The 12,275-nt window shown below is 62.0% G+C and carries 9 protein-coding genes and 1 tRNA gene; 5 read left to right on the top strand and 5 right to left on the bottom strand.

The window, feature by feature from the left end; genetic code table 11:
• Positions 1-392 precede the first annotated feature (392 nt).
• Positions 393-998 carry an ImuA family protein gene (locus tag HAT86_RS07745; protein ID WP_167195389.1) on the top strand — a complete coding sequence of 202 codons (606 nt, stop codon included), beginning with the start codon at positions 393-395 and terminating at the stop codon, positions 996-998.
• On the opposite strand, the gene HAT86_RS07740 is transcribed toward HAT86_RS07745, so the two are convergent.
• Complete coding sequence (locus HAT86_RS07740) at positions 995-2,284, bottom strand: MFS transporter (protein WP_167195386.1); 1,290 nt, start codon at positions 2,282-2,284, stop codon at positions 995-997. The genes HAT86_RS07745 and HAT86_RS07740 overlap by 4 nt on opposite strands.
• 227 nt (positions 2,285-2,511) lie before the next feature.
• On the opposite strand from HAT86_RS07740, the gene metG reads away from it, so the two are divergent.
• Complete coding sequence (gene metG / locus HAT86_RS07735; RefSeq protein WP_167195384.1) at positions 2,512-4,230, top strand: methionine--tRNA ligase; 1,719 nt, start codon at positions 2,512-2,514, stop codon at positions 4,228-4,230.
• A 131-nt stretch (positions 4,231-4,361) separates the two neighbouring features.
• Here the strand turns inward: metG and HAT86_RS07730 are convergent.
• Both HAT86_RS07730 and HAT86_RS07725 read right to left on the bottom strand, forming a co-directional pair.
• A tRNA-Leu gene (locus tag HAT86_RS07730) sits at positions 4,362-4,447 on the bottom strand.
• A gap of 132 nt (positions 4,448-4,579) precedes the next feature.
• Positions 4,580-5,056, bottom strand: coding sequence for an Lrp/AsnC family transcriptional regulator (locus tag HAT86_RS07725; RefSeq protein WP_167195381.1), 477 nt, complete (start codon positions 5,054-5,056; stop codon positions 4,580-4,582).
• Between the two features lie 109 nt (positions 5,057-5,165).
• Between HAT86_RS07725 and putA the strand changes: the two genes are divergently transcribed.
• Complete coding sequence (putA, locus tag HAT86_RS07720; protein ID WP_167195378.1) at positions 5,166-8,603, top strand: bifunctional proline dehydrogenase/L-glutamate gamma-semialdehyde dehydrogenase PutA; 3,438 nt, start codon at positions 5,166-5,168, stop codon at positions 8,601-8,603.
• A gap of 72 nt (positions 8,604-8,675) precedes the next feature.
• Positions 8,676-9,422 (top strand): rhomboid family intramembrane serine protease, encoded by a 747-nt coding sequence (locus HAT86_RS07715; RefSeq protein ID WP_167195375.1) that lies wholly within the window; start codon positions 8,676-8,678, stop codon positions 9,420-9,422.
• A gap of 113 nt (positions 9,423-9,535) precedes the next feature.
• On the opposite strand, the gene HAT86_RS07710 is transcribed toward HAT86_RS07715, so the two are convergent.
• Positions 9,536-10,324 (bottom strand): inositol monophosphatase family protein, encoded by a 789-nt coding sequence (locus HAT86_RS07710; RefSeq protein WP_167195372.1) that lies wholly within the window; start codon positions 10,322-10,324, stop codon positions 9,536-9,538.
• Positions 10,325-10,376: 52 nt separating this feature from the next.
• Entirely contained in the window at positions 10,377-11,306 is a 930-nt protein-coding gene (locus HAT86_RS07705) for a LysR family transcriptional regulator (RefSeq protein ID WP_167195369.1), read from the bottom strand.
• Positions 11,307-11,398: 92 nt separating this feature from the next.
• On the opposite strand from HAT86_RS07705, the gene metF reads away from it, so the two are divergent.
• Positions 11,399-12,274 carry a methylenetetrahydrofolate reductase [NAD(P)H] gene (gene metF, locus HAT86_RS07700; RefSeq protein ID WP_269204306.1) on the top strand — a complete coding sequence of 292 codons (876 nt, stop codon included), beginning with the start codon at positions 11,399-11,401 and terminating at the stop codon, positions 12,272-12,274.
• Position 12,275 lies beyond the last annotated feature (1 nt).

The raw sequence follows: 12,275 nt of genomic DNA, 5'->3' as shown, positions 1-12,275 counted from the left end.
AAAAATCGCGAAGCAAAACCCGCTTCAGCGCAACGCCCGCCACCCAGAGCCCCTATCGCGAAGCGATTTAGTGCATGCGGACAAAGCGGACATTGCCCCTGCGCGGAATCAAGGGCCGCAGGCCCGCCGCGCATCGCCGGGCCGCGGCCCGTCAATGCGCGGCTAGAGCCTTTAAGGTCCAATAGGACTCCCTGCCGCCACTGGTCGCACCTTGCATGAATCTCTGCTGGGTTGACGAAGCTGACACTCGAAAAACGGGGCCGAATGCAACCACTGATACCTGCAAGATGCAGGTTCGTTTGGTTTACCTATTTGGGCTGATTGGCGGTTTTTACGATCCCAAGCGTCATTTCCCGTTGAGAACAAAATAAGAACACTTTAATCTAAACGCCATGACCGCCCATGTCTTGACCCGCCACAGCCACACCGCCCGCCCGGCCCTGCCGGTGCTGGGGGACATGGCCCTGCCACTGGCCCGCCTGCACGAGGTCTGCGGCCCCGCGCGGCGCAGTCTGGCGATGCGGGTGGCGGCGGCCACGCGCGGCCCGGTGGTCTGGATCGCCCCCACATGGTTAAGCGACAGGCCCAATCCCGATGGGATGCAACCGCTTGTCGATCTGGGGCGCTTCATCTTTGTCAGCCCACAGCGGCCCGAGGATCTGTTATGGTCGCTGGAGGAGGTGCTGCGCAGTGGCGAGGTGCCGCTGGCGGTGGCCGACCTGCCCGAACCGCCACCGCTGACCCCGGTGCGCCGCTTGCATCTGGCCGCCGAGGCCGGGGCGACAGGTGGCAAGACCGCCCCTCTGGGAATTGTCCTGACCCCCGGCGACGGGGGCGCGCCGGGGGTTGAGACCCGCTGGCACATGGCCTCGACACATAAGGCAGATCACAATGGCTGGCGGTTGGAACGCCGCCGCGCCCGCACCGCACCGCCTGCGGCGTGGCATGTGACCGACATCAACGGCCAGTGGCGGATGACCGCGCCGGACGGGGGTTAGGGGCCGGTCGCAGTCTCAGACGCCTCGGCCTCAGCCTCGGCGGCGGCCTCTTCGGCTTGTTCAACATACCATTCCTGCGCGGCTTCGATCGCCACCGGCGACACGGTGGGCGGCACGTTGAGGTATGCCCCGGTTTCATCCACAGGCACACCCGCACGCCGTGTCATCCGCCATGCCGCGTAGAGCGATGTCATGGTGAACAACGCTGACAGGAACACCCAAAACCCGTGCGGCCCGATCATGTCCATCAACTGGCCGGTGGCCATTGGGCCCACAATCGCCCCCATCCCGTAGACAAAGACCAGCGCGCCCGAGGCGGCTGCCATATCCTCGACCTCCAGAAAGTCATTGGTGTAAGCGATCAGCAACGAATACAGCGGCGAGGCCGCACCGCCCATCACAAAGCCCAACACCAGCAGCGTCTTGAAGTCGACGCCAAGGAATATCCCCACCCCGGTGCTCAGCGCGCCCATGGCCGAGACACCAAGGATCAAAAAGCGCCGATCCATACGGTCAGACAGCCAGCCGATCGGCAGTTGCAGCGCCACCGCCCCCATGAAAATCGCCGCAACAAAGCCGCTGATTTGCGCCGCGTTCAACCCCGCCGCAGCGCCATAGACCGACGCCATGCCGAACTGTGCCGCAAACACGCCACCCATCAACAGGATGCCGACACTGGCCAAAGGCGAGCTGTGATAAAGCTGTCGGATGCTCATGGGTTTGTTGGTCTCAAATGCCGGTGTCGGGGTGATCGACAAAAGGATTGGCGCAAAGCTGAGCGACACAAGGATCGAGGGAATAACGAACAGCAAAAAGCCCGCCGCTTCACCCAAGTTCATCAACCCTTGGGCGATGATGATCCCAGAGGTCTGCGCGATCATATAGGCCGACAACATCGTGCCGCGCGTCTGGTTGGTGGCCGCATTGTTGAGCCAGCTTTCAGCGGTCACATAAACGCCCGACAGGCAAAAGCCAAGGATCACCCGGATCACCGTCCAGCTATAGGGATCGGTGAACACCGGAAAGGCCACCAACCCCGCCGAGATGAACGAGCCAAGCGCCGCAAACACCCGCACATGCCCCACACGGCGGATCATTTCCGGCGTGACCCGGCTGCCGATCAGGAACCCCAGAAAATAAGCCGAGGTGATGACCGACAATTGCAGGGTGCCAAAGCCTTCGATTGCGCCGCGCACCCCCATCAGGGTGGCCTGCATGCCATTGCCGATCATGATCAGGGTCATGCCCAACAAAAGCGCCCAGACCGCCGCCAGAACCTGTATCATCGCACCTACCCTTTTGCGCTTGGCGCAGCCCGGCGCCGATGACTATGCTTTGCCCTAGCAACCCGCTTGCGACCGCGTCAAACATAACTGCGACAGGCAGGCGAAAATTCTGCGCCCGCCCGATAACGGCCCAAAATTCGGGCACGGGGTCGCGCGGCCTCTGGCCCTTTGGCACGCAGGGCATTACACGGGGCCATATAACAGTAGATAAGGCGGAACCAAAATTCATGGCACGGCACCTGATCACCTCGGCCATTCCCTATATCAACGGGATCAAGCATCTGGGCAACCTTGTGGGCAGCCAACTGCCCGCCGATCTGTTCGCCCGTTATCAGCGCGGGCGCGGCAACGAGGTACTGTTTTTGTGTTCCACCGATGAACATGGCACACCCGCCGAACTGGCCGCCGCCAAGACCGGCGAGCCGGTGGCCGAGTACTGCGCAAGGATGCACAAGGTGCAAGCCGATCTGGCCCAAGGCTTTCGCCTGAGTTTCGATCATTTCGGGCGCTCCTCCAGCCCGCAAAATCACAAGTTGACCCAACATCTGGCCAGCAAACTGTACGACGCCGGGCTGATCGAGGAAGTCACCGAAAAACAGGTCTATTCCAACGCCGATGGCCGCTTCCTGCCCGACCGCTACATCGAAGGCACCTGCCCCAATTGCGGCTACGACAAGGCCCGTGGCGACCAGTGCGAAAACTGCACCAAGCAATTGGACCCGACCGACCTGATCGACCCGCGCAGCGCGATCTCGGGCTCGACCGATCTGGAAGTGCGCGAAACCAAGCACCTGTTCCTGCGTCAAAGCCAAATGCGCGACACGCTGAACAAATGGATCGACGAAAAAACCGACTGGCCGATCCTGACCACCTCAATCGCCAAGAAGTGGCTCAACGATGGGGACGGCCTGCAAGATCGCGGCATCACCCGCGATCTGGATTGGGGCATCCCCGTCAAACGTGGCGATAAAGACTGGCCCGGCATGGAAGGCAAGGTTTTCTATGTGTGGTTCGACGCGCCGATCGAATATATCGCCTGCGCCGCCGAATGGGCCGAGGCCCACAGCCTGGACGGTGCCGCATGGGAACGCTGGTGGCGCACCGAAAAAGGCGCCGATGATGTGCGCTATACCCAGTTCATGGGCAAGGACAACGTGCCATTCCACACGCTCAGCTTTCCGGCCACGCTGATGGGCTCGGGCGAAGATTGGAAGCTGGTCGATTACATCAAATCATTCAATTACCTGAACTATGATGGCGGGCAGTTTTCCACCAGCCAAGGGCGCGGCGTGTTCATGGATCAGGCGCTTGACATCCTGCCTGCCGATTACTGGCGTTGGTGGCTGCTCAGCCATGCGCCCGAAAGCTCGGACGCGGAATTTACATGGGAGAATTTCCAGCAATCGGTAAACAAGGATCTGGCCGATGTTCTGGGCAATTTCGTCAGCCGCGTGACCAAGTTCTGCCGCGCAAAATTCGGCGAGGCGGTGCCCGAGGGTGGCGAGATGCGCGCCCGCGAACGCGCGCTGATCGACGATATCGGCGACCGGGTGCGCGCCTATGAAGGCCATATGGAAGCCATGGAGGTGCGCAAAGCCGCCGCCGCCCTGCGCGCCATCTGGGTGGAAGGCAACGAATACCTGCAAGAGGCCGCGCCTTGGGCCACCTACAAGGAAGACCCCGAACAGGCCGCCGCGCAAATCCGGCTGGCGCTGAACCTGATCCGGCTTTACGCCGTGTTGTCGGCCCCTTTCATCCCCGATGCCGCCGCGCGCATGCTGGACGCAATGCAAACCCGCGATGACAGCTGGCCCGACGACGTGTCGCAGGCACTGGCCCATCTGGAACCGGGCCACGCCTTTACCGTGCCCGACGTGCTGTTCACCAAGATCACAGATGACCAGCGCGAAGACTGGGCCACCCGGTTTTCCGGCACCCGCGACTAAACCGGCCCTGCCCTTCTTCTGTTCAAAAATATCCCGGGGAGTTTGAGGGGCAGAGCCCCTCATTCACATCATAAAGCGTGGCGCAGCCACTCCTTCAGGTCAGGCCCGGTCCCTGTGTAAAGACACCACGCTGGTACCCGCGGCCGGATTCGAACCGGCACGGCCTTTCGGCCTGGAGATTTTAAGTCTCCTGTGTCTACCATTCCACCACGCGGGCCAGCGAGGCGCGACAATATCCACTTTGCGCGGCGTGTAAAGACGGCTTACACCTCTTCTTCGGCTGCTTGGGGTGTTGGCAACAGGCGCATTCATGCAGACCGGACTTGAAGGATGGCGTTTTAACCGCTGGTCAAATCACATCCGAGAGAGCGTTTTCCTTGACCGCCTGCATCGCCACATAGGTCGAGGTGTTGGACACATGCGGCAAAGTCGAGATTTTTTCCGCCAAAACAATGCGATAGTCGGTCATGTTTTGCGTGCGCACTTTCATCAGATAGTCGAAATTTCCCGCGATCAGGTGCACCTGTTCGATCTCGGGAATTTTGCGCACCGCCGCGTTAAACTCGGCCAAGGCGGTTTCGCGGGTGTCGTTCAGGCGCACTTCAACAAAACTGACATGATCCATGCCAAGACGGATCGGATCGACAAGGGCGCGGTATCCGGTAATGATCCTATCCTTTTCCAGACGCCGCAGCCGGGCCTGTGTGGGCGATTTGGACAGGCCGATTTCACGCGCCAGATCGGTGATGCTAATGCGCCCGTCGGTGGCCAGAACCTGCAGAATCGCCCGGTCGAACCGGTCTAGCTCAGGATAGTCATTTGTCATCTCAAAACTCCGGTTTTAAATTCATTTCGATAGGTCGTTTTTGATTTTTCGGGAAATATGACTTAGCCTAGGTTGGTAGTATAGGTCAATGACCTGAGAGGGAGACGTCATGCCTTACGACAGCGATATCCGGCGCGCCATAGACTTGGCCACCTACGCCGATGAGACCGACATGATCGAGCGTCTGACGCAGCTGGCCGACCTCAGCGAAACGGATCGCGCGCAGATCGTCGAACGGGCGGCACAGTTGGTGCGCGACATTCGCGGCCATTCCGACCCCGGCCTGATGGAAGTGTTTCTGGCCGAATATGGCCTGTCCACCGATGAAGGCATTGCGCTGATGTGTCTGGCCGAGGCGTTGTTGCGCGTGCCGGATGCCGAAACCATCGACGCGCTGATTGAAGACAAGATCGCCCCGTCGGATTGGGGCAAGCATATGGGGCATTCCACCTCGTCACTGGTCAATGCGTCAACTTGGGGTCTGATGCTGACCGGCAAGGTTCTGAAAGAGGATCAAGAGGCCGGGATCGTGGGCCACCTGCGCGGCGCCATCCGCCGCTTGGGCGAGCCGGTCATTCGCACCGCCGTGGGCCGCGCGATGAAGGAAATGGGCCGTCAATTCGTGTTGGGCGAAACCATCCAGTCGGCGATGAAACGCGCCGCCGAGATGGAGAAAAAGGGCTATTCCTACTCCTACGACATGCTGGGCGAGGCTGCCCGCACCGATGCCGACGCCACCCGCTATCACCTGAGCTATTCGCGCGCCATCACCGCCATCGCCGCGGCCTGCACCAATGCCGACATCCGCGACAACCCCGGCATTTCCGTCAAGCTATCGGCGCTGCATCCGCGTTATGAGGTGGCCCAACGTGAACAAGTCATGGACGTTCTGGTGCCGCGCCTGCGCAGCCTTGCGCTGTTGGCGAAATCGGCCCGCATGGGCCTGAATATCGACGCCGAAGAAGCTGACCGTCTGTCGCTGTCGCTGGACGTGATCGAAACCGTTCTAAGTGAACCCGCGCTGGCAGGTTGGGATGGGTTCGGCGTGGTGGTGCAAGCCTATGGGCAGCGCGCCTCTCATGTGCTGGACTACCTGCACGATCTGGCCACCCGTCTGGACCGCAAGATCATGGTGCGGCTGGTCAAAGGGGCCTATTGGGACACCGAGATCAAGCTGGCACAGGTCGAGGGGGTTGAGGGCTTTCCGGTTTTCACCTCGAAGGCGGCGACCGACATCAGCTATATCGCCAACGCCCGCAAATTGCTGGGCATGACCGATCGCATCTATCCGCAGTTCGCCACCCATAACGCCCACACCGCAGCGGCGATTCTGGAAATGGGCAAGGATCAGAAGGACAGGTTTGAATTCCAGCGCCTGCACGGTATGGGCGAGGCGCTGCATGGCATCATCCTGAAATCCGAAGGCACCCGCTGCCGGATCTACGCCCCGGTCGGCGCGCATCGTGATCTGCTGGCCTATCTGGTGCGCCGCCTTCTGGAAAACGGCGCCAATTCAAGCTTCGTCAACCAGATCGTCGACGAGGATGTCCCCCCCGAAACCGTCGCCCGCGACCCGTTCGAGGCCATCCAGGACAAGACGCCGAAGCTAACCACCGGCCCCGATCTGTTCCAACCCGAGCGGCGTAATTCGATGGGCTTTGATCTGGCCCATCAGCCAACGCTGGATGCGATCGACACGGCGCGCGGCCCGTTTGCCCGCCACACATGGCAAGCGGGGCCCATTCTGGCCGGCACCGCCAGCCCGCAAGACCCTGCCCCGGTGACCAACCCCGCCGATCCCGCCGACAGCCCCGGCACCGTGGCCTATGCCAGCCCGGCGGATGTGAACACAGCGCTGGATGCCGCCAAGCCATGGGATGCCCCGGCCTCGGACCGTGCAAAGGTGCTGAACAGGGTGGCCGACCTCTATGAGGAAAACTACGGCGAGCTGTTCGCGATCATCCATCGCGAGGCCGGGAAATCGGTTCTGGATGCTGTCGCCGAACTGCGCGAAGCGGTTGATTTCCTGCGGTATTACGCGGCCAACGCCCCCGAGGGCCAGCCGGTTGGCACCTTCACCTGCATCAGCCCATGGAACTTTCCGCTGGCGATTTTCACCGGGCAGATCAGCGCCGCACTGGCCGCGGGCAATGCGGTTCTGTCCAAACCCGCCGAGCAAACGCCGATCATCTCGCATCTTGCGATCCAGTTGATGCATAAAGCAGGCGTGCCGCAATCCGCGCTGCAACTGCTTCCCGGTGCAGGGGAGGTCGGCGCACAGCTGACCTCGGATGCGCGTGTCGATGGCGTGGCCTTCACCGGCTCGACCGAAACCGCGTTGAAAATTCGCGCGGCAATGGCAGAAAATCTGGCGCCCGGCGCGCCGCTTATTGCCGAAACCGGCGGGCTGAACGCCATGATCGTCGATTCCACCGCATTGCCTGAACAGGCGGTGCAAGCGATTGTCGAATCCGCGTTCCAATCAGCGGGTCAACGGTGCTCGGCGCTGCGCTGCCTTTACGTGCAAGAAGACATCGCCACACCGTTCATCGAAATGCTGACCGGCGCAATGGATGCCCTGAACATCGGCCTGCCATGGAACCTGTCCACCGATGTCGGCCCGGTGATCGACCAACAGGCTCACAAAGGCATCGACGACCACATCCAACAGGCCCGCGCCGACGGCCGCCTGATCCACGAGCTGAACACCCCCAACGCGGGCACCTATGTGGCCCCCACCCTGATCCGCGTCACCGGCATCGGCGATCTGGAGCGCGAGATTTTCGGCCCGGTGCTGCATCTGGCGACCTACCGCGCCAATGAGCTGGACAAGGTGATCGACGCGATCAACGCCACCGGCTATGGGCTGACCTTTGGCCTGCAAACCCGGATCGACGACCGCGTGCAGTATGTGACCGACCGCATTCATGCGGGCAACATGTATGTCAACCGCAACCAAATCGGTGCCATCGTCGGCAGCCAGCCCTTTGGCGGCGAAGGCCTGTCGGGCACTGGCCCCAAGGCGGGTGGCCCGCATTACCTGGCCCGCTTCACACGTCACGCGGCCCCGCAGGACGGCACGGATTGGCCGCGCGACATGTCGGCCACCGATGTGCAGGGTGCCTTGGATCGGGCCAATACCCACAAGGCCGAGCGTCGACAGGATCTTGTCCTGCCGGGGCCTACGGGAGAATCGAACCGCCTGACCAGCCACACCCGCGAAGCGCTGTTGTGTCTCGGGCCGGGCGCGCAAGCCGCCGCCGAACAGGCCCGCGCCGTCGAAGCCTTGGGCGGGTTGGCCGTGCAGGCCACCGGTCATGTCGCGCCCGAGGTGTTGCAAAAACTGGCCGGCCTGTCCGGCGCGCTGTGGTGGGGCGATGCCGCCACCGGGCGCGCCTACACACAAGCACTCAGCGGGCGCGCCGGCCCGATCATCCCCCTGATCACCGGCCTGCCCGATACCGGCCATGCCCTGCACGAACGCCATGTCTGCGTCGATACCACCGCCGCGGGCGGCAACGCGGCCTTGTTGGGCGGCATGGCCTGACGCCCCCCTTAAAGCGCCCGCCACATACGGCGGGCGCTTGACCTTGCCGGGGCGGCGCGCCAACTATCCCCCATGTTCCCGATCCGAGATCACAACCCGTCGCGGCAAACGCCCTATGTCACCTATGCGCTGATCGCGATCAACGTGGTGGTGTTCATCAGCTACTGGTCGCTGTTTGCCGATCAGCGCTCCTTGCAACTGTTTTTCTACGACTGGGCCATGACCCCGGCGCTGGTCGGCCAGCAGGGCACCTATTCCACCCTTTTTACCTCGATGTTCCTGCATGGCGGGCTGATGCATCTTGCCGGTAACATGTTGTTTTTATACATCTTCGGCGACAACCTCGAAGACGAGATGGGCCATCTTGGCTATACGCTGTTCTACATTGCTTCGGGCCTTGGGGCCGGGCTGGCCCATCTGGCGGCAGCGCCCTACAGCCAAGTGCCCACAGTGGGCGCGTCAGGCGCGATCGCGGGGGTGATGGGCGGCTATTTGCTGCTGTTTCCCAAGGCGCGGGTGGATGTCCTGCTGATTTTCATCGTTTTCGTCAAACTGATGCCGGTCCCTGCTTGGCTGATGCTGGCGATCTGGTTCGGCCTGCAATTGTTCAGCGGCATCGGATCGGACCCCACGGGGGGCGGCGTGGCCTATTGGGCGCATGCCGGGGGCTTTGTCATCGGCCTGATCCTGACCGTGCCGGTCTTTCTCAAACGCGGCGGCCCGGCCTTTTGGCAACGCACCGCAGGTGAGCCGCCGCACGCCCCGGCACAATACCAGTTCCGACGCAGCGACATCCCACGCGTGCGCCGCCGCAAATAGCGCCGCGCCTTCTTCTGTTCAAAAATATCCCAGAGGGTTTGGGGGACAGCGTCCCCCAAGGCCTGCGTGGCCTGAACGCACTCCAACCGGCGCGCCAAAGGCGCCCATCAGGATCACGCGCCGCGGATCACCTTGGTGAACTTGTCGAAAATCACCTCGTTGGCGCAGATCACTTCGCCGCTGTCCAGAATGTCACCGCCCTCGCTTAGCGGTTCGACGAAACCACCGGCTTCTTGCACGATGATGATTCCCGCGGCCAGATCCCATTCTTTCAGCCGACGTTCCCAAAACCCGTCATAGCGGCCAGCGGCGACATAGGCCATGTCCAGCGCCGCCGAGCCCCACCGCCGCACACCGGCGCAGGCGGGCATCAGCCGCGCCAGATCCTGCAGGGTCGCGGGCAGGTCCGAGCGGCCGCCAAATGGCACGCCGGTGGCAAAGATCGCTTCGATCATCCGGCCCCGGCCCGATACGCGCAGGCGGCTTTCGTTCAACCATGCGCCTTCGCCTTTTTCGGCAAAAAACATCTCGTCCTTGGCCGCGTCGTAAATCACGCCGGCAACGATTTTGCCCTTATGCTCCAAGGCGATGGAAATCGCCCAATGCGGCAGGCCGTGCAGGAAATTGGTGGTGCCGTCCAGCGGATCGACAATCCAGCGGCGGGTTGGGTCTTCGCCGTCTTCAGCGCCGCCCTCTTCGGCCAGCCAGCCATAGGTCGGGCGCGCGCCGCGCAGTTCATCCTTAAGGATCTGCTCGGCGGCCAGATCAGCGCGGCTGACGAAATCGCCCGCGCCTTTCATCGACACCTGAAGCTGTTCGACCTCGCGGAAATCCTTGACCAGCGACCGGCCCGCTTTGCGCGCGGCTTTGATCATGATGTTGAGGTTGGCACTGCCCGGCATCGCATCGGCTCCTTTGCGTTCAAGCCGCGCGTATACGCGCCCCGCGCGCGCCTTACAAGGGGCCTTGCCCGGCCAGTTCGCCACGTTGCAGGCGCACCGGAATTTCGCGGGCCAGCCGGACCAGATGGGCAACGAACGGCTTGTCGGCATCATCATCGCGGATCGCGGCGTAAAGGCGTTTGGTCAATCCCTTGTCGGTGATCGGGCGGGTCACGTAATCACTGCTGGTTCTGACCTCGCGCACCACCCAGTCGGGCAGCACCGCAACGCCACGATTCGACGCCACCAGCAACAGAATAACCGCCGTTAATTCCACCTGACGGATGCTGCGCGGTTCCACCTTGGCCGGGGTCAAAAGCTCGGTAAACACATCCAGACGCGACCGGTCCACGGGATAGCTGATCAGGGTTTCCCCCCGGAAATCCTCGGCCTCGACAAAGGGTTTTTGCGCCAACGGATGCTGCGATGAGGCAACGAACACCGGCTCGTAATCGAAAAGCGGTTTGAACTGGATGCCCGGCAGATCCTCGGGGTCCGACGACACCACCAGATCCACCTCTTCCTTGCGCAGGGCGGGCAGCGCATCAAAGGCCAGACCGGGGCGGATATCCACATCAACCTCGGGCCATGCCTTGCGAAACTGTTCCAGCACGGGAAACAACCAGTCAAAACAGGCGTGGCATTCAATGGCGATATGCATCCGCCCTGCGCTGCCCTGTCGCAGACCGCCAAACTCACCTTCCAGCGCCTCGACCTCGGGCAGGACTTTTTCAGCCACCCGCAACAGGCGTTGCCCCGCGGCCGACAATTTCAACGGCTTTGACCGGCGCGCGAAAAGTTCGACCCCGGCCTGATCCTCTAACCCTTTGATTTGATGGCTCAATGCCGACTGCGTGATGTGCAGAAGATCGGCCGCACGGGCGATACCCCCGGCCTGTTGGATCGCCCGGATCGTTCGCAGGTGCCGCAATTCGATATGCATATATTAGCGCGCCTCACATAAACCATGAATTTTATGAAGTTGTCTCACAATGCTGCACCTGCAACAAGAAGACAACTCAGATTTTTCGCAGGATGGCCGCCATGACAACACCAAATATATCGTTCGAATTCTTTCCGCCCAAATCGTTGGAAGCCTCGTTTCGCCTGTGGGACACGATCCATACGCTGGCGCCGCTGTCGCCGCGTTTCGTGTCCGTAACCTATGGGGCGGGCGGCACCACGCGCGAACTGACCCGCGAGGCCGTGGGCACCTTGCACAATGCCACGGGCCTGAACGTGGCCGCGCATCTGACCTGCGTCGAGGCCACGCGCGAGGAAACGCTGGCGATCGCCGACAGCTTCCATCAGGCTGGTGTAAGAGAGATTGTCGCCCTGCGCGGCGACCCGCCCAAGGGTGCGGCGGGCTTTACACCGCATGCCGACGGCTTCACCAATTCCTGCGAGTTGATCGAGGCGCTGGCCGACACTGGCAAGTTCACGATCCGCGTCGGCGCCTATCCCGAAAAGCACCCCGAGGCGGCGGACCAAAACGCCGATATTGATTGGCTGAAGCGCAAGATCGATTCGGGTGCGACCGAGGCGATCACCCAGTTCTTTTTCGAAGCCGACACGTTTTTCCGGTTCCGCGATGCCTGCGTCAAGGCCGGGATCGACGCGCCGATCATCCCCGGCGTTCTGCCGATTGAAAACTGGGCCGGCGTGCGCAAGTTTGCCACCTCCTGCGGCACATCCATCCCGGCATGGCTGGACGAGACATTCGACAAGGCCATTCGCGACAACCGGCAAGATCTGCTGGCCACGGCACTGGCGACCGAGCTGTGCAGCGAGTTGATCGAAGGCGGGGTGGAAGATTTGCACTTCTACACGCTGAACCGCCCCGAGCTGACGCGCGACGTGTGCCATGCCCTTGGCGTGGCACCCAAGGTCGCCCTGCGCGACGTCGCCTGAC

Source organism: Roseovarius gahaiensis, from assembly GCF_011601345.1.
Taxonomy (GTDB): domain Bacteria; phylum Pseudomonadota; class Alphaproteobacteria; order Rhodobacterales; family Rhodobacteraceae; genus Roseovarius; species Roseovarius gahaiensis.
Note: the sequence above shows the minus strand (reverse complement) of the source record. Positions and strands in the feature narration are given on the sequence as shown.

Bases quoted from the DNA above. Each gene is read 5' to 3' on its own strand.
- HAT86_RS07745 (WP_167195389.1), top strand. From the start codon at position 393: ATGACCGCCCATGTCTTGACCCGCCACAGCCACACCGCCCGCCCGGCC.
- HAT86_RS07740 (WP_167195386.1), bottom strand. From the start codon at position 2,284: ATGATACAGGTTCTGGCGGCGGTCTGGGCGCTTTTGTTGGGCATGACC.
- metG (WP_167195384.1), top strand. From the start codon at position 2,512: ATGGCACGGCACCTGATCACCTCGGCCATTCCCTATATCAACGGGATC.
- HAT86_RS07725 (WP_167195381.1), bottom strand. From the start codon at position 5,056: ATGACAAATGACTATCCTGAGCTAGACCGGTTCGACCGGGCGATTCTG.
- putA (WP_167195378.1), top strand. From the start codon at position 5,166: ATGCCTTACGACAGCGATATCCGGCGCGCCATAGACTTGGCCACCTAC.
- HAT86_RS07715 (WP_167195375.1), top strand. From the start codon at position 8,676: ATGTTCCCGATCCGAGATCACAACCCGTCGCGGCAAACGCCCTATGTC.
- HAT86_RS07710 (WP_167195372.1), bottom strand. From the start codon at position 10,324: ATGCCGGGCAGTGCCAACCTCAACATCATGATCAAAGCCGCGCGCAAA.
- HAT86_RS07705 (WP_167195369.1), bottom strand. From the start codon at position 11,306: ATGCATATCGAATTGCGGCACCTGCGAACGATCCGGGCGATCCAACAG.
- metF (WP_269204306.1), top strand. From the start codon at position 11,399: ATGGCCGCCATGACAACACCAAATATATCGTTCGAATTCTTTCCGCCC.